Here is a 20,086-nt window from a genome sequence, read left to right on the forward strand (position 1 = left end):
TGTGGCCTTGATTAGCGCGCCGACGCGATGGCAAGGGCTTCTGGCAATGTGAACTTGCCGGCGTACAGAGACTTACCCAAAATCGCGCCCTCTAGGCCTAGCTCACAAAGTGCACGCAAATCGCGAATGTCGTCAAGTGAGCTGATTCCGCCGGAGGCAACCACCGGCTTGCTGGTCCGCAGCATCACAGCTCGCAACAGTTCGAGGTTAGGGCCACGCAAGGTACCATCTTTGGTGACATCGGTCACTACATAGCGAGCACAGCCGGCAGCTTCGAGGCGAGCCAATACCTCCCAAAGGTCGCCGCCTTCTTGGGTCCATCCTCGAGCCGCAAGGGTGGTGCCTCGAACATCTAACCCGACAGCGATTGCATCGCCGTACTTCTGGATAACGCTCTCAGTCCACACTGGATTTTCTAAAGCGGCGGTTCCCAAATTGACTCGAGTGGCACCGGCCTCCAACGCTGCATCAAGCGAGGAATCGTCGCGGATACCACCGGATAATTCGATTTTTACCGAGCCTGAGTTGGCCACCACCTCGCGAATTATTTCGCGATTCTCACCTCGGCCAAACGCAGCATCCAAGTCAACTAGGTGAATCCATTCAGCACCCGCATTAATCCATGTTTGCGCAGCCTCGACGGGGCTACCATAGTCGGTTTCTGACCCCGCTTCTCCTTGGGTCAGGCGAACCGCCTTTCCATCGGCGATGTCAACGGCGGGCAAAAGTTCTAGGTAGGGATACAAGTTGGACTCTTTCTAAAAATTGCTGATCCAGTTATTTAACAGTTTGATGCCGGCTTCGCCCGATTTTTCGGGGTGAAATTGCGTCGCAGCCAGAGGGCCATTTTCAACAGCCGCCACAAAAGGTTCGCCGTAGTTTGCCCAAGTCACTCTTGCCGGGTGCAGTGGCCCCTGAGCATCGAGCAGCCACTTGGTTACGCCATACGAGTGCACAAAGTAGAAACGCTCGTTCTCAATTCCGGCAAAAAGCTTCGAATTGTCTGCGGCATCGACTGTGTTCCAGCCAATGTGTGGAAGCACCGGGGCGTTCAATTGCTCAACCAATCCTGGCCACTGCCCCAAACCTTCAGTTTCTACACCGTGTTCGACGCCGTTTTCAAACATGACCTGGAGACCAACACAGATGCCGAGAACCGGTTTATTCGCAATCAGGCGACGTTCGATTAGCTCGGCGCCGCGAACATTGTTTAGTTGCTGCATTACTGCCGCGAAGGCACCAACACCGGGCACGATGAGGCCATCGGCATGAAGGGCGCGTTCGCGATCAGAGGTAAGCTCTACCGATGCCCCGGCAGCCGCAACGGCCTTTACAACAGAGTGAACGTTACCGCTTCCGTAATCAAGAACTACTACGTGAGGTTTGGTCACAGAGCGCCTTTAGTTGACGGTATGCCATCGACGCGCTGGTCATACTCGACAGCCTTGCGAAAAGCGCGAGCAAAAGCCTTGAATTCGGCTTCGGCGATGTGATGTGGATCGCGACCGGCCAAGACATTGATGTGCATTGTAATTGCCGCGTTGAATGCGATTGCTTCAAAAACATGGCGCACCATCGAGCCGGTGAAGTGCCCGCCAATCAGGTGGAACTCAAAACCCGCAGGTTCACCATCGTGAACCAGGTAGGGCCGACCCGAGACATCAACTACGGCTCGCACTAGCGCGTCGTCTAGCGGAACAGTGGCATCGCCGTAGCGACCAATTTTGGTTTTGTCGCCTAGTGCGATTCGGATAGCCTGCCCCAGCACGATGGCTGTGTCTTCAACGGTGTGGTGCACGTCGATGTGGGTGTCGCCGCTGGCCTTTACAGTCAAATCAACCAGAGAGTGTTTGGCGAAAGCAGTTAACAAATGGTCAAAGAAAGGCACGGTTGTTTGAATCGAAGATTTGCCGGTGCCGTCCAAATCGATTTCAAGCTCAATGCTTGATTCTGAAGTTTTACGTTCTAACTTTGCGACGCGGGTCATTGCCGACCTTTCTTGGGAATACTTCAAGTTTAGCGGCTGGCATACTGCTGAGGATCCTGAAGAATCTCCTCAAGAGCCTCCAGAAATGCTGTGGTTTCGCTAGCCGTTCCGGCAGTTACTCGCAAAGTGCCGGGAAGGCCAACATTTCGAACCAAGATTCCCTTGGCTAGCAGAGCTTCGAAAACTGCACCTGGATCGCTCAAGCCACCGAATAACACGAAGTTTGCGTCGGATCGGTACGGTTCGAGTTTCATGCGGCTAAGTTCAATCACCAAACGATCGCGCTGCAGACGAATCTCATCGACCATGGCCAGCATTTCGCTTGCGTGCGCTAGCGCAGCCTCAGCTGCTGCTTGAGTAAAAGCACTTAGGTGATAAGGCAAACGCACCAATCGCATGGCGTCAACCACAGCAGTATCGGCAGCGAGGTAACCGACACGGGCGCCGGCAAAGGCAAAAGCTTTGCTCATGGTGCGACTGATGAGCAATCTTTCACGCCCGGGCAACAGGGAAATTGCTGACACTTCAGTGTTTCCGGCGAATTCTGCATATGCTTCATCGACCACCAAAACACCACCGGTTGCCTCAGAGATTGCCTCGTAAGCAGCTTCGATGATGTCTAGGGTGACTGGAGTGCCAGTGGGGTTATTTGGTGAACAGACTAGGACAATATTTGGTTTTAGCTCAAGGATTTGCTCTCGCACGGACTGGGCAGAGAGTTCATAGCGTTCGAGACGCGTACCTTTGACGTATTCGGTTTGCGAGCCTTTGGCAATTAACTCGTACATCGAGTAGGTAGGGGCGAAACCCATCGCCTTTCGACCCGGCCCGCCGAAGGCCTGAAAGATGTGCTGTAAGACCTCGTTTGAACCGTTGGCGGCCCAAATTTGTTCTGGGGTTAGGCCCAAGCCCAAATATTTGGCCAGGGCTGTGCGCAAACCCATGAATTCGCGATCTGGATAGCGGTTTATGTTGAGAACCGCGGCGGCAACTCTTTCGACGATGTCGATAGCAACTGCCTCGGGAATTCGGTGCGTGTTTTCGTTCACGTTGAGTGAAACTGGGACAGCCAGTTGGGGTGCCCCATAGGGCTCTTGCCCCTTTAGGTCGTCGCGGATTGGGAGGTCTTGAAGATTAGCCACCCCCCAAGGTTATCGATAGACCTAAGGAATAGCGATTTGCTGCCCGGGGTGAACCTGGTTGTCGGTTAGGCCGTTGAGGCTTACCACCTGCGCGATCCATTCGCGAGGATCGGTGTTTGGGGCAACTCGCTCGGCCAACTGCCAAAGTGTTTCACCGGCAGAAACCGTGACGTAGGTGAACTGGGCCTGGCTTGATTCGCTACCAGCAGTTGCCTGACCAACAAAACCAAAAAGACTAGTGGAAAGCACAGCCAAAACAATTGCGGTGCGAACGAACTTGCGACCGGAACGGTTTAGAACCACGGCACGCTGGGTTGGACGGGAAATGCGCGTTGTTGAGATGAATGCAGACATTTTGCCCCTTCTTTCGAATTTCTGTTTCGAACATTTGTTCGTTATAGAACAAGATTACAGTTTGGCACCGACATTTTGTCAAGAAAAACTTTTTTTATTCGAAAATGTGTTTGATTTAGGCCTATAAACCGAATAAAGTTTCGAATAAGCAAGTAAAGCCGATGGCTATGACAAAGAAATGAGGTCGAGCGTGGAAGACAAGAAAAACACACGACGCTCCAACTCGCTAAGTACCATGCAAGAGCGAATTTTGCAGGCAATTCTGCGGTCCAAGGCCGACCGAGGTTACGTTCCTAGCATGCGCGAGATCGGCGAAGAGGTCGGGCTCGCCTCGCCGGCTTCGGTAAGTCATCAGCTAAATCAGCTTGAGCTAGCCGGCTACATCAGCCGCGACCCTAAGCGACCTCGAACCATAGATGTATTGATCGAGCTTCCCGGCTGGGAATCCCAAGATTCATCAGCGCCCGATAACGTCACTCCAATTGGCGATGCCGCAATGGTGCCAATGGTCGGGCGCATCGCAGCTGGTGGTCCAATTACGGCAGAGCAAAATGTCGAAGAAATCTTCCCGCTCCCCCGCCAATTAGTCGGCAAGGGCGACCTGTTCTTACTCAAGGTAGTCGGAGAGTCGATGATCGATGCGGCTATTTGCGACGGTGACTGGGTTGTGGTGCGGCAACAGCAAACCGCTGAAAACGGCGACATTGTTGCCGCGCTGCTCGAAGAAGAAGCAACCGTAAAAACTTTCAAGCAACAAGACGGACACACCTGGTTGTTGCCCAGAAACTCAGCATTTGCGCCAATTCTGGGCGATCATGCCGTGATTTTGGGCAAAGTGGTTGCCGTTTTGCGTTCGGTCTAAATTACTCTTCCACCTGAAACGCAGCCAACTCGGCCGCTAACTCGGGCTTAACTTTTGCCCGAATGAAAGAGCCCGACTCACGGTGCTCCAAAAATTCGATGCGGTGGTTGAGGTGGAGTTTAGAGACCAAATCGCCGCGTGAATAAGGGATGAGTGCGGTTACCGAGACGTCTGGCTCTGGCAAGTTATCAGCAATCGCCCTGATCAACTGATCGATACCCTCGCCACTGTAAGCCGAGACTTCGATACAGCCCGGCTCGAGCCCACGCAGGGCCATCCGGGTTACATCATCAACCAAATCAACCTTGTTGAAAACCACAAGCTCTTTGATGTCGCCGGCGTTTACTTCGGCAATTACATCCCTAACGGTGGCAATCTGGCCAGCCGGATCAGGGTGAGATGCGTCAACAATGTGCAGAATTAGGTCGCTGTCGGCTATTTCTTCAAGAGTTGAACGAAATGCCTCAACCAGTTGATGTGGCAGGTTTCGAACAAACCCCACCGTGTCGGCGATGGTGAATTCGCGGCCATCCTCGGTGGTGGCTCGCCTGACGGTTGGATCGAGTGTGGCAAACAATGCGTTCTCGACCAACACACCAGCCTGGGTTAGTCGGTTGAGCAGCGAAGATTTGCCAGCGTTGGTATAGCCGGCGATTGCGACTGCAGGAACCTGGTTTTTCTTTCGAGTTGCTCGCTTTGTTTCTCTGGCCGGTTGCATGGCGGCAATCTGCTTACGCAGCTTTGCCATCCTGGTATTGATGCGGCGGCGATCAAGTTCGATCTTCGTCTCACCGGGGCCGCGCGAACCCATACCAACACCGCCGGCCGCCTGGCCACCGGCTTGGCGCGACATAGATTCACCCCAACCGCGCAAACGCGGCAAAAGATATTGCAGCTGCGCCAGCTCGACCTGAGCCTTGCCTTCGCGTGACTTGGCGTGTTGGGCAAAGATATCGAGGATCACTGCGGTGCGGTCGATGACCTTGGCGTTGACAACATCTTCGAGTGCGCGACGTTGGCTCGGCGCTAACTCGGTGTCAGCGATAACGGTATCTGCCGAGACGGCGGCAACCATGGCCTTGAGCTCTTGCGCTTTGCCCTTACCCAGATAGGTGGCCGGGTCAGGATGGGCTCTACGTTGGAGCAATCCGTCGAGAACTTCAGCTCCGGCAGTCTCGGCTAAAGCAGCGAGTTCGCGAAGTGAATTTTCGGCCTCTTGCAAGGTTTGCTCACCCCAGAGACCAATCAAGATAACTTTCTCAAGTCGCAGCTGGCGATACTCGACATCGGTGATGTCTTGAAGTTCGGTACTGAGGCCAGCGACTCGTCTCAGCGCTGAGCGATCTTCACGCTCGAACTGATCACCGTCAAACTCGGCATTGCCAACACTGGCCGCATCGTCAAGCGCGTCAGCCTTCGCTCCGCGTCGAAGGATTCGATCAATAACCGCTTCGCCACGGTCCCGACTTGTTTGCTGCTCTTCACTCATCTCACCTAACACTACCTAGCGACGGTGCAATAGTGTTGGCTTATGCCTCCCGAGCACTATTTCTCAGCTGAACCAGCCGCCAATTTCAAGCCTCGAAAAATTGAGGTCGATTTAGTTGGTAAACGAGTTTCCGTTACCACGGCAGGCAGCATTTTTAGCCCGGAGCACCTTGACACCGGAACTGCGGTGCTTTTGGAGCATCTCGACGAAAACCCCGCAGCCCGCAACATTTTGGACATCGGTTGCGGCTGGGGGCCAATCAGTCTTGCTCTGGCGATGAAAAACCCTTCGGCAACTGTTTGGGCCGTTGATGTCAACCAGCGAGCACTTGAATTGACCGAGCTAAACGCGCGAAACCTCGGCCTGAGCAATGTTCGAGTAGCGACGCCGGAGGATGTGCCAGCCGAAATCGAGTTTGACGAGATTTGGTCCAACCCGCCGATCAGAGTCGGTAAAGACGTGCTTCATTCGATTTTGAAGACCTGGCTACCCAGGCTTTCAATGGGAGCAGATGCTCTTCTGGTAGTACAAAAAAATCTTGGTGCGGATTCGCTGCTTCGCTGGCTTCAAGACGAATTTGAATCACATGAAAGTAGTCGAGTGGATACCGCGAAAGGATTTCGAGTCCTACAGGTTATCCGCAAGATCTAAGCAGTTCAGAACTCAATTTCTCCGTCGAAAACCAGCTCGGCGGCACCGCTCAGACCAACGTGCTCACCGTCTTCGGTTGGAAACATTCGGACCCCTAAAGTGCCACCGGGAACAGTGACTGACCACTGATTTGGGGCCCTTGAGCCGAGCCAGTTTCTGGTTGCCAAAGCAGCGGCAACAATGCCGGTGCCACAGGATAGCGTCTCCCCCACGCCACGTTCATAGACACGCATTGAGATGAATCCGGTGCCGTCTTTCATGATCGGATCTGCTGGGACAACGAACTCTACGTTTGCACCGTTCTGCGGCTTGGGATCGATGTTTGGTTGCCGGCTCAGGTCAAGCGCTGCGAGTTCTCGCTCTTCAGCGAGAGCAACAACGACATGCGGATTGCCAACGTCGATGGACTGACCCGGGCGGGCTACATCAAGGTGAGAAGCCTTGACCAATACTTCATCGCCAAGCCCCCAACGCCCCATGTCTACTGCGAAACCCGACATCGAGCGTTGGATGTCTTTCACACCGGCACGAGTGCCGACAGCGAGAACCTGACCTTCCGGTAATTCGACCAGACCTTTTTCGGTCAAGTAGCGGGCAAAGACGCGAATACCGTTGCCGCACATCTCCGCAACAGAACCATCCGCGTTGTAGTAATCCATAAACCAAACCGCCTCAGGCGCTTGGCTCAGCAGTTGCTGACCTTCAGTAAGGTGTTCAGATTTGACCACTCGGATGAAGCCATCGGCGCCAATGCCAAAATGGCGGTCGCACAGCGCCGCCACTAGCTCTGGAGTGATGCGCATCGTGCCATCCTGGTCGTAAACCAGAATAAAGTCGTTGCCGGTGCCGTGACCCTTGGTGAATTTGAGTGTGCTCGCCATTTGAATAGCCTATTCGTTCAGTTTTGGCTAAATAGCATCAGCCAAGATTTGTTCTTGAACCAGATTTTTTGCACGTTCGACAAATAGCGGATCTTGATAGTCAAGCCATTGAATTCGACCGTCGCGCTTAAACCAAGACATTTGCCTTCGGGCATACCGGTTGGTTAGTTGGATAGTTTCAGCGATTGCCTCTTGCTCTGATTTTCTGCCATCCAGTTGTGCCAAAGCCTGGGCATAGCCAATTGCCTGGGATGCGGTTTTCCCCTCGCGAATACCGAGTGGAATTAGCCCCTCTACCTCACCGAGTAAGCCCGAGTTCCACATTTTGCTGACGCGGTTAGCCAAGCGAATTTTCAAATTCTCGCGGTCTGAGTTAAGCCCAATTTCTAGCACCGGCTGCCAATCTTGGGGTTCATCTGGCAGGGCGGCCGCAAAGGGCTGCCCAGTGAGCAAGACAATTTCAAGTGCGCGCACGATTCGACGGCCATTTTGCGGAATTATGCGACTGGCGGCAACCGGATCCAGAGACTCAAGTCGCTGGTGCAGTGCCAAACTGCCGTGCTGGATCAGTTCTTCCTCCAGCGATTGACGAAGGGCAGCATCCCGAGCGGGAAACTCGAAGGTGTTGAGAACCGCGGCGACATAGAGCATGGATCCGCCCACCAAAATCGGAGTGATTTTGTCTTTTTGCAGTTGCAAAATTAGAGCTCGAGCTCGCGTTTGATATTCGGCTGCCGTGGATTCATCTTTGACTTCTAGCCAGTCCAGTAAGTGATGGGTTACTCCCCCGCGCTCGGATTGAGGAAGTTTTGCAGTGCCGATGTCCATGCCTCGATAAAACTGCATTGAATCTGCATTGACAATTGCTGCCCGCCTGCCGTTTTCATCCAGGTACTGAGCCAGTGAGATAGCTAAATCTGACTTACCCGTGCCAGTTGGTCCAACTACGGCGATTAACTCAGTGGTGGGCATGTTCGGGTTTCTGGCCTGGCATACCCAGCGAAACCGATTTTGCTGTTGTGTCGCCAGCAGGAACCGCGCAACTCGCTGCCTCTGCTCGATCCCAAGCATCTCCAGCGCGGGTTCGACGCAAACTATAAACGCTGCCATCTGCTTGGTCGGCAAGCAAGTGATATGGAGCGGCTGCGGTAATGGTAATCGTGACCATATCGCCAGGTCGTGGCATAGGCGAACCCGCTGGTACATCGAAGTGAACCAGTCGGTTATCTTCTGAACGACCAGATATGCGATTGGTTTGCTCGTCTTTGCGGCCCTCATTGTTGGCTACTAGAACCTCGACCGTGCGACCAACTTGTTTTTGATTTTCTTCCCAGGCAATTCTGTTGACCAAAGCTAGCAGACGCTCATAGCGCTCTTGCACTATCTCTTTAGGTAACTGATTGGGCAGTTCGGCAGCAGGTGTGCCGGGGCGCTTCGAATATTGGAAGGTGTAGGCAACAGCAAATCTTGATTGCTCGACAACCCTCATGGTTTCGAGGAAGTCTTCTTCGGTCTCACCTGGAAAACCAACGATGATGTCGGTTGAAATTGCAGCGTTCGGCATGGCAGCGCGAACTCGGTCAAGAATTCCCAGGTATTTTTCACTTCGATAACTGCGGCGCATCTCCTTGAGAATGCGGTCTGAGCCGGATTGGAGCGGCATGTGCAGTTGCGGCATTACATTGTGGGTTTCAGCCATGGCCTCGATTACATCGTCTGTAAAAGCGGCGGGATGCGGGCTGGTAAAACGAACACGCTCTAGACCATCAATTTCGCCACAGGCGCGTAATAGTTTGGCGAACGCACCTCGGTCACCGAATTCAACTCCGTAGGTGTTTACGTTCTGACCCAGGAGGGTAATTTCGACTACGCCGTCATCAACCAAGGCTTGAATCTCGGCAAGAATTTCACCCGGGCGGCGATCTTTTTCTTTTCCTCGAAGTGAAGGCACAATACAGAAGGTGCAGGTGTTGTTGCAGCCCACCGAAATTGAAACCCAACCGGCATATGTCGAGTCTCGTTTAGTCGGCAAATCGCTCGGGAAGGTTTCGAGTGACTCAAGAATTTCGACCTGCGCCTCGTTATTGTGACGAGCACGCTCAAGCAGTGCCGGCAAAGAACCGATGTTGTGTGTTCCAAAAACTACGTCTACCCAAGGCGCCTTCTTGACGATGGTCTCGCGATCTTTTTGAGCGAGGCAACCGCCAACCGCAATCTGAAGATTCGGGTTTTCAAGTTTCTTTTCGCGAAGAATACCAAGATTTCCGTACAGCTTGTTGTCCGCATTTTCACGAACCGCGCAGGTATTGAAAACTACGATGTCGGCTTCGGTATTTTGAGCCGCCTGATAACCCGCATCTTCGAGCAGGCCGGTAAGACGTTCTGAGTCGTGAACGTTCATCTGGCAGCCGAAGGTTCTTACCTCATAGGTGCGCGGGACAAGTGTGTTGGTATTCATTTGAATAAAAGTTTACCTGCGCGTTTAAAAATTGTGGCTGTCGGCAGTCAATACTTCTCGAACCACCGAATACACAATTGCACTGGAATAGCCCCGGCGACCCAAAAAACCCTGGAGCCGACGTTGTGCCGTTAGCGCATCGACATTTCGTAGCGTGCGCTGCTTAGCTTGGGCGATTCTCAGAGCTGTCTGATATTCACTTTCCGAATCGAATTCCTGAAGTGCTATTTCGATGTTCTCAAGGCTTATGCCACGCCTTTGTAAGTCGCGCTTGATGGCCATGTTTGACCAACCACGGGTTGACTTTCGGCTTTGGGCGATAGTTTGCGCAACGGCTAGATCGTCGATTAGCCCAACTTCGGTAAACCTAGTGATGAGCTTTTCGGCTAGATCAGTAGGAATTTCTTTCTTTTCTAATCGATCGCGAAGTTGTTTAGCACTTTTAGCACCCGAAGAAAGTTGGAACAGGAGAATGTTTCTCGCTCGCTGTTCTAACTTTTCTGTAGAGAGCTCAGGCTTAGGCGTTTGCAACCTTAGGCTCTTTAGCTTGCTCGGCTTCATCTATTGGGAGGTCGGCCACAGCTCGGGGTACTCCGATGCCTAGTTTGGCCTTGATCTTCTTTTCGATTTCGTCGGCGACCTTAGGGTTTTCGATTAGATAGTTGCGAGCGTTTTCTTTACCCTGACCGAGTTGTTCGCCATCGTAGGTGTACCAAGCGCCTGACTTCTTGACAATTTCTTGCTCAACACCGAAATCGATGAGGCTTCCCTCGCGAGAGATTCCGACGCCGTAGATAATGTCGAACTCTGCTTGTCTGAATGGGGCCGCCAACTTGTTTTTAACGACCTTTACACGGGTGCGGTTACCTACAGCGTCTTGGCCGTCTTTAAGAGTTTCGATGCGGCGAATGTCAAGACGAACCGAAGCATAGAACTTAAGCGCCTTACCTCCGGCAGTGGTCTCTGGGCTGCCAAAAAATACACCGATTTTTTCACGGAGCTGGTTGATGAAGATCATGGTTGTGCCGGTATTGTTCAACGCACCGGTAAGTTTTCTCAATGCTTGAGACATAAGTCGAGCCTGCAAACCGACGTGCGAGTCACCCATTTCGCCTTCGATTTCGGCTTTAGGCACCAGGGCGGCCACGGAGTCGATGACCACAATGTCGATGGAACCGCTGCGAACCAGCATGTCTGCGATTTCGAGAGCCTGTTCACCGGTGTCTGGTTGGCTGACCAACAGCGAATCGATGTCGACGCCAAGTGCTTTGGCGTAAACCGGGTCAAGTGCGTGCTCAGCATCGATGAAGGCAGCAATACCGCCATTGCGCTGAGCATTTGCAATTGCGTGCAGAGCTACCGTTGTTTTACCAGAAGACTCTGGACCGTAAATCTCGATGATGCGGCCCTTAGGGAAACCACCGGTGCCCAGAGCTACGTCTAGAGCAATGGATCCGCTAGGGATGACTTCAACCGGTGCTCGCTCTTCTGAACCCAGGCGCATCACCGAGCCTTTACCAAATTGGCGATCGATTTGTGCGAGAGCGGTCTCGAGTGCTTTCTCGCGATCTGCTGCTGATGGCATTTCATCCTCTTTCTAGGCCTGGGCCGGCTTATTGATTTAGTTTCAACCTAAAGGTCTGGTGCGACATAACAACGACACAGGTCTTTTTTTGTTAGAAACTAAGCCAATTTCTCAGCTTGTGGATAGCGTAGCAAAATTCGAACAAAATTTCGATTAATTTACACTTGGCGTGTCGAAGGTTTTGATTACTTGTTCGAACCGGGTTTTTTTGAAACCCCGTGCCAGCGCGACTTAGGTACAGATTGAGTCTGGCAAATTGCGATCCAAACGTCTTTGGGGTCTTCGCCCGAGCTGATTGCCTGATTAGGAGTTTGATCGTTGAAGCCTGAAAGCTTTAAATCGCGCATCAGTACGGCTGAAAATTGCTCACCAAACTCGTCGGACATAAGTTCGTTGAATTGACTGATGCGCACGACTTTGGGTGAAACGAAGACTAACGGGCGAACGAGTCGTGGAAGTCTGCAACAAACCCGGCCGGAACGGTGTCGGGGATGTAACTGGTTTCAGCCTCGAGAACGGCACCAAAGTGCAACTGCTCTTGGATTGCTAGACGATCGCTAACCTCACGCATAATTTGCGAAATTGGAACCTCGAGAGCCTCGGCAACAGACGCCAAAATTTCTGAAGATGCTTCTTTTTGACCGCGTTCAACTTCACTTAGGTAGCCGAGAGCCACACTGGCTCGAGAGGCAACCTGACGAAGAGTGCGGCCTTTTTGCTGACGAAAATCGCGAAGAACATCGCCAATTTCTTGTCTGACCAGAACCATGTCTGCCTCCTCTCTAACTTGGAATAGATTACTCGAGCACTACGACAAAATCTAAATCGAACTGCTTAGCGTTTCCTGTGAAAGACAACAGCGGCACTAACTGATTTGTTCCCCGAGAGCATCTAGCGCTGCTGCTACCGCTGCCATTCGTACTTCTTCACGACTGCCGGAAAACTGAAACTCGTAGACGCAATCCCCCATCGGGGACGGTGCACTAACTGCTACGTAGCAAAGCCCAACTGGTTTTCCATCTTGCTCAGTGGGTCCGGCCACGCCGGTGGTAGCTAGGCCGATGACCTCGTCTTCATTCATGTTGCAGGCGCTGGCCAGTTTTTGCCGAACGCCAATAGCCATCTGGGCAGCAACCTCGGGATCAACCGCGCCTTGCTGCTGCAGCAAGCCCCGACTGACTCCAACGATGGCGTGCTTCACCTCGGATTGGTAAGCGACAATCGCGCCGAGTAGCACATCGGATGCGCCAGGAACCTCGACTAATTTCGCGGCAATCGCGCCTCCGGTTAGCGATTCGGCAACGGCGAGGTGCATTTTCTTTGCCCGCAGCCGATCGAGCAACTGCGCTGGCGATAAAGAATTGGATTCGTTCATCTGGCCCGCCAAGCAGCCAACAGATACTGAACACCGCTGTAAATGGTGATCGCAACTGTGAGCCACACCAGCGCCTGCCCAAGCAGCTCTAGCCAGGCAGCAAACTGGGGAATCGGAGAAATTAGGTATCCGACAGTGATGCTTTGCAGGATGGTTTTGAATTTGCCTCCCGCAGAGGCAGCGACCACCCGTTTATTCAGCACCAGCAGGCGGTAAACGGTGATGCCAAGCTCACGCAACAGAATCACTGCGGTGGCGAGCCAATGCAGTTGGCCGAGAACTGACAGAGTGATCAGCGCCGCACCTAAAAGCGCTTTGTCAGCAATTGGGTCGAGCAGCTTACCAAGGTTGGTAATTAGACCACGGCGACGGGCGATTGCCCCGTCGATACCGTCGCTGGCCATAATTGCAATGAAAAGCGCCAGTGAAAACCACCGTGACCAATCACCGGAAGCGCTGGCCAAAGACCAAACAAAAAACGGCACGGCAAAAATTCGAAACATGGTGATCAAATTTGGCAGATTAAATATCGACTTGAGATTTCGTTCCAGAGTCATTGACGACCCGTCAGCTGCCAGGCATCTTCGTCGCCGTCATCGTCTTCTCCGGTGATGATTGAGCGGTCACGTGTCGCTCGGGGAACGAAATCGTCAAAACTGCCAGCAGCTAGGTTTCCAGGTGAATCAAGCTCTGCTGCTGCCTGAGCAACAGCTGCCGAGTTAGCTGAACCGGGTTCGCCACGCAATTGAGCCAAAATCATAGGTAGATCTTCGGGACGGACCAAAACATCTCTGGCCTTTGAGCCCTCGCTCGGACCAACGATGCTTCTTGACTCGAGTAGGTCCATGAGGCGACCGGCTTTTGCGAATCCGACCCGAAGCTTTCGCTGAAGCATCGAAGTGGAACCAAATTGTGAATTGATGATTAGTTCTGCAGCCTGAAGCAAGACATCTAAATCGTCACCAATGTCGGCGTCAACTACACGAGCGGCAACTGTTTCTTGAACATCAGCACGGTATTCAGGTTCCATTTGCTGTTTGACGTGAACAACGATTTTCTGCAGCTCGTTTTCGGCCAACCATGCTCCCTGAACGCGCATTGGTTTATTGGTGCCCATCGGAGAAAATAGTGCGTCGCCTTGGCCGATAAGTTTCTCTGCACCTGGCTGATCCAAAATTACGCGTGAGTCAGTAACCGAGGTGACCGAGAACGCTAACCGCGAAGGAACGTTGGCCTTAATAAGACCGGTGACCACGTCGACAGAGGGGCGCTGCGTCGCCAGCACGAGATGGATACCTGAGGCGCGAGCCAACTGAGTAATTCTGACGATGGAGTCTTCAACGTCTCGCGGAGCAACGATCATCAAGTCTGCCAACTCATCGACCACCACCAGCAGGTATGGGTACGGCTGAAGTTTTCGTTGGCTCCCCTCGGGAAGTTTCACTTCGCCCGCGACTATAGCGCGATTGAAATCATCGATGTGCTTGAACCCGAAGGATGCTAGGTCGTCGTAGCGCATGTCCATCTCTTTGACGACCCACTGCAGTGCTTCAGCAGCCTTTTTTGCATTGGTAATGATTGGGGTAATCAGGTGCGGCACACCTTGATAGGCAGCCAATTCAACCCGCTTTGGGTCAATCAGCACCATGCGTACCTCGGCTGGCTTGGCGCGCATCAAAATAGAAGTGATCATGGAGTTGACGAAACTCGATTTACCCGCACCGGTGGCACCGGCCACTAACAGGTGAGGCATCTTCGCCAAATTTGCTACTACGAAACCACCCTCAACGTCTTTTCCGATACCAATGGTGAGCGGGTGCAGGCTCTGTTTGGCAACATCCGAACGAAGCACGTCACCTAGCGACACAGTCTCGCGGTCGGTGTTTGGAATCTCGATGCCGATCAGAGATTTGCCTGGAATTGGCGCGAGGATTCTGACCTCGTTTGACGCCACCGCGTAAGAAATGTTGTTGGAGAGTCGAGTTACCGCTTCAACCTTCACGCCGGGAGCAAGTTCGACTTCGTACCTGGTTACGGTTGGACCTCGCGAGAAACCCACCACCCGAGCTTCAACTGAAAACTCTTGGAAAACTGAGTTAATAGCGGCAACCATCTGATCGTTTGCTGCGGATTTAGCCTTAGGGGGTGTTCCGCTGGCCAACATAGACATCGGCGGCATCACATAAGGCCTCGGTGCCCTGACCGGAGCCGCAGTGGTTGGCGCCGGAGAGAGAGATTCTTCGGCATCTGAGCTGGATACATCCCTGGGAAGCTCAATTGGCTCGGTAACCGGAGCACTGAAGCTGCTGTCAACCGATGGCACTTCGACCGGCTCGGTTTGCGGGAACAGCGCATCTAAATCGGCACCATCGTCATCGGAATAAGTTGCCGCTGGTATTACCGGGCTTTCAAAGGCGGTTGCCTCTTCAGTTTTCGGACGACGCCACCAAGGGACTTTAGTTCCATCGAATGCATCAGGCAGGTCTAACTGTTGAACCGACGGCAAAGCTGATTTTTCTTTACTCTCGCCAAACAGATAGGTGCTCAACTGGCGAAGACGCTCGGGAATTCGACGCGGAGTTGTTTTGGCCATAATCAGCACCGAGCCGAAGGCAAAAACAACCATGAGCGGAATCGCACCCCACAGGGTGAGCAGGTTCAATGGAGCCACAGCGATTAACCAACCAAATAGACCTCCGGCTACAGCCAACGGCCAAGCGCCATCGGCTGGCTGAGGAGATTGCGGTGCGGCGGCGTGAAAAATACCGCTAATTGAAACAATGAACAAAAATAAGCCGATTCCAATTCGACCGTTGTCACGCACGGTGGCCGGGTGACGCATTAGATAGATTGCGAAAATCACCATGATGACCGGCAAGACATAGGCGACGCGGCCGAACAGCAAACCAAAGGTGTGTGCGTTTAACTCTTTCGCAAATGGGTCTCGGTAAAGAAACCAACCAAAAAAAGCGCCGGCAATCGAAAGCAGAAACAGCAAGAACGGGATGCCATCTCGTCGATCTTCGGGGGCAATTCTCTCTGGAGATAGCGAACGGGCAGCCGCACCTACTGAGTGGGCAAAAAACATATAGACCGCGGCGAGCGCCGAGGCGAATTTCGAACCAGCTGACTGACCAGCAGTCGAGCTGCGAGTCGGATTTTTTGGGCGCGCAACTCGAGGTTGTGATTTAGCTGAAGTTCCCCTGGGTGGGGTTGGTTTGCGCGCGGCCATTCAATAAAAATAACAGCCAAACCGCTCCAGATCAGTATCGGCACGTATTTTCAAGCCGGTTTGACTTGGGCGGCGCGGTGCAGTTCTAGTAGGTGATAACTACCGGGATGATCATCGGGCGACGGCGGTGAGCTTTAGCCACCCAGGTACCGATAGTTCTGCGGATAACCTGCTGCATGGCATACGTGTCTCGAATTCCCTCTGCTGCAGCTTCAGCCATGGCTCGTTCAATCAGAGGCTTAACGTCATCAAAAACATGATCGGCCTCGGCAAAAGCACGGGCCCGGATTTCAGGACCGGAGGCAATTCGACCGGTTTGCGCGTCAATCACGCAGAAGATCGAAATGAAACCTTCCTGAGCGAGGATACGACGATCTTTTAGGTCATCCTCGGTGATTTTGCCAACAGTTTTGCCGTCGACGTAGAGCAACCCGCACTCAACCGCGCCCACAATATCGGCTTTTCCGGCAACCAGATCGACAACCCAACCATCCTCGGTAATCAACACCCGTTCGCTAGGAACACCGGTTTGCTGAGCTAGATTGCCGTTAGCGATGAGGTGGCGATATTCGCCGTGAACGGGCATAACATTTTTGGGTTTCAAAATGTTGTAACAGTAGAGCAGTTCGCCAGCGGCAGCGTGTCCTGATACGTGCACCTTGGCATTGCCCTTGTGCACCACGTTGGCACCCAATTTGGTGAGACCATCGATGACGCGGTACACCGCGTTTTCATTACCCGGGATAAGCGAGCTAGCCAAAATTACAGTGTCGCCCTGGCCAATTTCTATTTCGTGCTCGAGGTTCACCATTCTGGACAGAACCGCCATCGGCTCGCCTTGCGAACCGGTTGACATATATACCACCTGGTCTTGAGGCATCGAAATAGCGTTTTTCAGGTCGACAAAGGTTTCAGGCTCGGCCTTGAGATAGCCGAGCTCAGAGGCGATCTGCATGTTTTTGACCATCGAGCGCCCAACCAGGGCAACTTTTCTGTTGTTGGCTAAAGCAGCATCCACTACCTGTTGAACACGGTGGATGTGACTCGAGAACGAAGCCACAACTACTCGACCCTTACTGCGAGAAATGACATTCTCGATAACCGGCCCGATGTCTTTTTCTAACGGGGTGAACCCTGGAACATCAGCGTTGGTCGAGTCACAGAGAAATAGGTCAAGCCCCTCTTCGCCAATTCGAGAAAAAGCACGCAAATCGGTTAGTCGGCCATCAAGTGGAAGCTGGTCCATTTTGAAATCACCGGTATGTAGCACCGACCCCGCGCTGGTTCGAATCAACACTGCCAGCGCATCCGGGATGGAGTGGTTTACGGCAATGAATTCAAGATCGAAGTCAGCAATTTTGACACGCTGCCCCTCGGCAACAACCTGAGTTTGGGCAGTAATTCGGTGCTCTTTCAGCTTTGAGACGATGAACGCCAAAGTAAGAGCAGAACCGAAAATTGGGATGTCCTCGCGCAGTCTGAGCAGATACGGAACACCGCCGATGTGGTCTTCGTGACCGTGCGTCAAAACAATACCCACAACGTCCTGCATGCGATCGCGCAAATATCCGAAATCAGGCAAAATTACGTCGACGCCGGGCTGGTGCTCTTCCGGAAACAAAACCCCGCAGTCGACGACAAGGATTTTCCCGTCGAGTTCAAAAACCGTCATGTTGCGGCCAATTTCGCCAATTCCACCCAGTGGAATTATTCGCAGCACTCCGGGCTTCAGCGGCGCAGGTTCAGGCAAGGTTTGCACAAAAACTCTTTTCTTTGAGACCGGTTATCTGGTCGTGCCGGCAACCTTTGGTAGCGCACCACCGGCGGCAGCATTGCGGTCAGGTCTGAAGTTTTCGAAGCTTAGACCAGGAACGGTTTCGACCTTGTCAATGTCGTTTTCGATACGAGCAGCCTCAGCATCTTCGGGGCCAACCAGAGGCAATCGCACGCGCGGCGAGTTGATTAGACCCAAGCCGTGCAAAACATATTTTGCTGCCACGGTCCCTGGGACATGGGTCATCAAGGCTCGCTGAAGTGGCTCAAGCGCATTGTGAACTTTTAAGGCTGAGTGAAAATCATTGCGGTTGGTAGCATCGACCATTTCACGGTATGCCGCTGGAGCAACGTTGGCGGTAACACCGATAAGACCGGTGGCACCAATCGAGATGTGCGGCAAAACATTTGAGTCATCACCGGAAAAGTAGAGCAGGCCGGTTTCGTTCATGATCCGGGAAGCCTGAGCCAAATCGCCTTTGGCATCCTTGACGGCAACGATGTTTGGGTGCTTGGCAGCTCGGTGGAAGGTGTCGTAAGAGATAGCGATTCCAGACCGACCAGGGATGTCGTAAAGGATTACCGGTAGGTCAGTCGAATCGGCAATAAGTCTGAAGTGGGTGAGCACACCGGCTTGGGTGGGCTTGTTGTAGTAAGGGGTCACAATCATGACACCGTCGGCGCCAGCTTTCTCACTGGCCTTATAAAGCTGCATCGCGTGGGCGGTCTCGTTTGAACCACCGCCGGTAATAATTTTTGCGCGGCCGGCCGACACGGATTTGCCAACCTCAACCAACTTAATCTTCTCGGCATCGGTTAGCGTGCTTGTTTCACCGGTAGTACCGGTTACCACTACCCCATCGGCGCCGTTAGAAATTACGTAATCGATGTGGCGCTCGGTTGCATCCCAGTCGACTTCACCTTCAGCGTTCATTGGGGTTACCAGCGCGACCAAAACTTGGCCAAATAAATCTTTTTGCATTGCAGACATGCATCAAGACTAGCGTGTCAGCCTATTTGACAGCGTTGCTGTAATTCGGCAGAGTGAGGGAAGTGAGCCATTTGCAAATGTCGGTCGCGTTGAAAAGCTTCTTCCGTCAACCCCTACAAAATTTTGCTGCCGGCGCAACAGTTGCCATTGTGGCGCTACCCCTAGCACTCGCCTTCGGCATCGGTTCAGGCTTGGGCGCAGCCGCAGGTTTGACCACAGCCATAATTGCCGGATTAGTCGCAGCTGTTTTTGGTGGGAGTAAATATCAGGTCTCCGGCCCTACCGGGGCAATGACTGTGGTGCTGATTCCGATTTTTAGTCAGTACGGGGCTCCCGGAGTTCTTGGCGTGGGGCTAATCGCTGGCGGCTTACTAATTCTTTCGGCCATTTTGCGGATCGGCCAGCATGTGCACAAATTGCCAACGGCGCTGATTGAAGGTTTCACCGCAGGCATCGCGATTGTGATTGCGATTTCGCAACTGCAGTTTTTGATAGATTTCAACTCAAGTATCTCGGCACTGGTAATCGCTGTCGCCGTAGTGCTTGCTAGTAGAAAAATTCCACGACTGCCGATTTCGCTAATTTTGGTAATCGTCGCGGCGGTGCTCAATTCGGCACTAAATCTCGAACTAACTTCAATTGGAGAGTTACCAGCGCGAATCGGCGATTTTTCAATCGGTTTCTTAAACCAGGACTTCACCAAATTAGTGTTTGCAGGTATCGCCGTTGCGATTCTCGCAGCCCTAGAGAGCCTGCTCTCGGCGAAAATTGCGGACCGGATGGCGCTTGCACTTCAAACGAATCGTGCCGAGAAAAGCACAGCAGATTTTATTTCGCATGATTCAAATCGTGAATTATTCGGACAGGGATTGGCCAACCTAATAGTGCCTTTCTTTGGCGGAGTGCCGGCAACGGCCGCACTCGCGCGCACAGCCGTGAATGTCAGATCTGGCGCAACATCAAAACTGGCATCAGCCGTTCACGCCCTCCTCTTGGCAGTTATCGTCTTGACTCTGGCGCCACTGGTTTCGCAAATTCCGCTAGCTGCCTTGGCTGGAGTTTTATTCGCGACCTGCTTCAACATGATCAATTTCGGTGAACTGCGCTCGCTGGCCAAAGAGTCGGTAACTAACGCAGCGGTCTTGGCGGTTACTTTTATCATCACGGTTTCTGTCGATTTGATCGCGGCAGTGATCTCTGGATTGGTGGTTTCGCTCACCTTGAGGCATCGAAAAATTGCGGACCGCTTAGATCGGAGATACCCACCGGTCAATAGCAAAGAAACCCTCGGCGATTGAGGGTTTCT

21 protein-coding genes are annotated in these 20,086 nt (G+C 52.8%); 3 read left to right on the forward strand and 18 right to left on the reverse strand.

Going from position 1 to position 20,086, the window contains the following annotated elements; all coding sequences use genetic code 11:
* Positions 1-11: 11 nt before the first annotated feature.
* The 5 genes from priA to yneA are packed head-to-tail and all read right to left on the reverse strand — an operon-like array spanning position 12 to position 3,483.
* On the reverse strand, positions 12-746 hold the full coding sequence (gene priA / locus A4Z71_RS04445) for a bifunctional 1-(5-phosphoribosyl)-5-((5-phosphoribosylamino)methylideneamino)imidazole-4-carboxamide isomerase/phosphoribosylanthranilate isomerase PriA (protein WP_070954726.1): 735 nt from the start codon (positions 744-746) through the stop codon (positions 12-14).
* A gap of 12 nt (positions 747-758) precedes the next feature.
* On the reverse strand, positions 759-1,391 hold the full coding sequence (hisH, locus tag A4Z71_RS04450; protein WP_070954727.1) for an imidazole glycerol phosphate synthase subunit HisH: 633 nt from the start codon (positions 1,389-1,391) through the stop codon (positions 759-761).
* On the reverse strand, positions 1,388-1,987 hold the full coding sequence (gene hisB, locus A4Z71_RS04455; protein ID WP_070954728.1) for an imidazoleglycerol-phosphate dehydratase HisB: 600 nt from the start codon (positions 1,985-1,987) through the stop codon (positions 1,388-1,390). The genes hisH and hisB overlap by 4 nt, the downstream gene beginning before the upstream one ends.
* A 29-nt stretch (positions 1,988-2,016) precedes the next feature.
* A complete protein-coding gene (locus A4Z71_RS04460) occupies positions 2,017-3,129 on the reverse strand; it encodes a histidinol-phosphate transaminase (protein ID WP_070954729.1) in 1,113 nt (370 codons plus the stop codon).
* A gap of 21 nt (positions 3,130-3,150) precedes the next feature.
* Positions 3,151-3,483 (reverse strand): cell division suppressor protein YneA, encoded by a 333-nt coding sequence (gene yneA / locus A4Z71_RS04465; RefSeq protein WP_070954730.1) that lies wholly within the window; start codon positions 3,481-3,483, stop codon positions 3,151-3,153.
* A 178-nt stretch (positions 3,484-3,661) separates the two neighbouring features.
* On the opposite strand from yneA, the gene lexA reads away from it, so the two are divergent.
* Positions 3,662-4,345, forward strand: coding sequence for a transcriptional repressor LexA (lexA, locus tag A4Z71_RS04470; protein ID WP_070954731.1), 684 nt, complete (start codon positions 3,662-3,664; stop codon positions 4,343-4,345).
* Between the two features lies 1 nt (position 4,346).
* On the opposite strand, the gene hflX is transcribed toward lexA, so the two are convergent.
* Positions 4,347-5,834, reverse strand: a complete 1,488-nt coding sequence (gene hflX / locus A4Z71_RS04475) for a GTPase HflX (RefSeq protein ID WP_070954732.1) — start codon at positions 5,832-5,834, stop codon at positions 4,347-4,349.
* Between the two features lie 42 nt (positions 5,835-5,876).
* Here hflX and A4Z71_RS04480 point away from each other — a divergent pair, with 42 nt between their 5' ends.
* Positions 5,877-6,485 (forward strand): class I SAM-dependent methyltransferase, encoded by a 609-nt coding sequence (locus A4Z71_RS04480; protein ID WP_070954733.1) that lies wholly within the window; start codon positions 5,877-5,879, stop codon positions 6,483-6,485.
* 5 nt (positions 6,486-6,490) lie between these two features.
* Here the strand turns inward: A4Z71_RS04480 and dapF are convergent, their stop codons facing one another.
* The 12 genes from dapF to dapA all read right to left on the reverse strand — a co-directional run bounded on the left by dapF (position 6,491) and on the right by dapA (position 18,771).
* Positions 6,491-7,366 (reverse strand): diaminopimelate epimerase, encoded by an 876-nt coding sequence (gene dapF / locus A4Z71_RS04485; protein ID WP_070954734.1) that lies wholly within the window; start codon positions 7,364-7,366, stop codon positions 6,491-6,493.
* Positions 7,367-7,393: 27 nt separating this feature from the next.
* Positions 7,394-8,338: a tRNA (adenosine(37)-N6)-dimethylallyltransferase MiaA gene (miaA, locus tag A4Z71_RS04490; RefSeq protein ID WP_070954735.1), complete on the reverse strand. Its 945-nt coding sequence runs from the start codon at positions 8,336-8,338 to the stop codon at positions 7,394-7,396.
* The gene (gene miaB, locus A4Z71_RS04495) at positions 8,325-9,824 is read right to left on the reverse strand and encodes a tRNA (N6-isopentenyl adenosine(37)-C2)-methylthiotransferase MiaB (RefSeq protein WP_084028418.1); all 1,500 of its coding nucleotides are present in this window, start codon (positions 9,822-9,824) and stop codon (positions 8,325-8,327) included. The genes miaA and miaB overlap by 14 nt, the downstream gene beginning before the upstream one ends.
* Before the next feature lie 24 nt (positions 9,825-9,848).
* Entirely contained in the window at positions 9,849-10,355 is a 507-nt protein-coding gene (locus tag A4Z71_RS04500; RefSeq protein ID WP_070955248.1) for a regulatory protein RecX, read from the reverse strand.
* A complete protein-coding gene (gene recA, locus A4Z71_RS04505; RefSeq protein ID WP_070954737.1) occupies positions 10,342-11,409 on the reverse strand; it encodes a recombinase RecA in 1,068 nt (355 codons plus the stop codon). The genes A4Z71_RS04500 and recA overlap by 14 nt, the downstream gene beginning before the upstream one ends.
* A 185-nt stretch (positions 11,410-11,594) precedes the next feature.
* Entirely contained in the window at positions 11,595-11,822 is a 228-nt protein-coding gene (locus tag A4Z71_RS04510) for a DUF3046 domain-containing protein (RefSeq protein ID WP_070954738.1), read from the reverse strand.
* Positions 11,823-11,842: 20 nt separating this feature from the next.
* The gene (locus A4Z71_RS04515; RefSeq protein WP_070954739.1) at positions 11,843-12,178 is read right to left on the reverse strand and encodes a helix-turn-helix domain-containing protein; all 336 of its coding nucleotides are present in this window, start codon (positions 12,176-12,178) and stop codon (positions 11,843-11,845) included.
* A gap of 96 nt (positions 12,179-12,274) precedes the next feature.
* Positions 12,275-12,784 (reverse strand): CinA family protein, encoded by a 510-nt coding sequence (locus A4Z71_RS04520; RefSeq protein ID WP_070954740.1) that lies wholly within the window; start codon positions 12,782-12,784, stop codon positions 12,275-12,277.
* On the reverse strand, positions 12,781-13,341 hold the full coding sequence (gene pgsA / locus A4Z71_RS04525) for a CDP-diacylglycerol--glycerol-3-phosphate 3-phosphatidyltransferase (RefSeq protein ID WP_070954741.1): 561 nt from the start codon (positions 13,339-13,341) through the stop codon (positions 12,781-12,783). The genes A4Z71_RS04520 and pgsA overlap by 4 nt, the downstream gene beginning before the upstream one ends.
* Complete coding sequence (locus tag A4Z71_RS04530) at positions 13,338-16,016, reverse strand: FtsK/SpoIIIE family DNA translocase (RefSeq protein WP_084028420.1); 2,679 nt, start codon at positions 16,014-16,016, stop codon at positions 13,338-13,340. Before A4Z71_RS04530 ends, pgsA begins: the two co-directional genes overlap by 4 nt.
* Positions 16,017-16,101: 85 nt before the next feature.
* On the reverse strand, positions 16,102-17,775 hold the full coding sequence (locus A4Z71_RS04535) for a ribonuclease J (RefSeq protein WP_236858512.1): 1,674 nt from the start codon (positions 17,773-17,775) through the stop codon (positions 16,102-16,104).
* Positions 17,776-17,799: 24 nt separating this feature from the next.
* Positions 17,800-18,771: a 4-hydroxy-tetrahydrodipicolinate synthase gene (dapA, locus tag A4Z71_RS04540; protein ID WP_070955251.1), complete on the reverse strand. Its 972-nt coding sequence runs from the start codon at positions 18,769-18,771 to the stop codon at positions 17,800-17,802.
* 71 nt (positions 18,772-18,842) lie between these two features.
* On the opposite strand from dapA, the gene A4Z71_RS04545 reads away from it, so the two are divergent.
* On the forward strand, positions 18,843-20,078 hold the full coding sequence (locus A4Z71_RS04545) for a SulP family inorganic anion transporter (protein ID WP_145943903.1): 1,236 nt from the start codon (positions 18,843-18,845) through the stop codon (positions 20,076-20,078).
* Positions 20,079-20,086 lie beyond the last annotated feature (8 nt).

Origin of the sequence: Candidatus Rhodoluna planktonica (assembly GCF_001854225.1) — a bacterium.
GTDB classification, from domain to species: domain Bacteria; phylum Actinomycetota; class Actinomycetes; order Actinomycetales; family Microbacteriaceae; genus Rhodoluna; species Rhodoluna planktonica.

Bases quoted from the DNA above. Each gene is read 5' to 3' on its own strand.
- hisB (WP_070954728.1), bottom strand. From the start codon at position 1,987: ATGACCCGCGTCGCAAAGTTAGAACGTAAAACTTCAGAATCAAGCATT.
- yneA (WP_070954730.1), bottom strand. From the start codon at position 3,483: ATGTCTGCATTCATCTCAACAACGCGCATTTCCCGTCCAACCCAGCGT.
- lexA (WP_070954731.1), top strand. From the start codon at position 3,662: ATGAGGTCGAGCGTGGAAGACAAGAAAAACACACGACGCTCCAACTCG.
- hflX (WP_070954732.1), bottom strand. From the start codon at position 5,834: ATGAGTGAAGAGCAGCAAACAAGTCGGGACCGTGGCGAAGCGGTTATT.
- A4Z71_RS04480 (WP_070954733.1), top strand. From the start codon at position 5,877: ATGCCTCCCGAGCACTATTTCTCAGCTGAACCAGCCGCCAATTTCAAG.
- dapF (WP_070954734.1), bottom strand. From the start codon at position 7,366: ATGGCGAGCACACTCAAATTCACCAAGGGTCACGGCACCGGCAACGAC.
- miaA (WP_070954735.1), bottom strand. From the start codon at position 8,338: ATGCCCACCACTGAGTTAATCGCCGTAGTTGGACCAACTGGCACGGGT.
- miaB (WP_084028418.1), bottom strand. From the start codon at position 9,824: ATGAATACCAACACACTTGTCCCGCGCACCTATGAGGTAAGAACCTTC.
- recA (WP_070954737.1), bottom strand. From the start codon at position 11,409: ATGCCATCAGCAGCAGATCGCGAGAAAGCACTCGAGACCGCTCTCGCA.
- A4Z71_RS04515 (WP_070954739.1), bottom strand. From the start codon at position 12,178: ATGGTTCTGGTCAGACAAGAAATTGGCGATGTTCTTCGCGATTTTCGT.
- A4Z71_RS04520 (WP_070954740.1), bottom strand. From the start codon at position 12,784: ATGAACGAATCCAATTCTTTATCGCCAGCGCAGTTGCTCGATCGGCTG.
- pgsA (WP_070954741.1), bottom strand. From the start codon at position 13,341: ATGACTCTGGAACGAAATCTCAAGTCGATATTTAATCTGCCAAATTTG.
- A4Z71_RS04530 (WP_084028420.1), bottom strand. From the start codon at position 16,016: ATGGCCGCGCGCAAACCAACCCCACCCAGGGGAACTTCAGCTAAATCA.
- dapA (WP_070955251.1), bottom strand. From the start codon at position 18,771: ATGCAAAAAGATTTATTTGGCCAAGTTTTGGTCGCGCTGGTAACCCCA.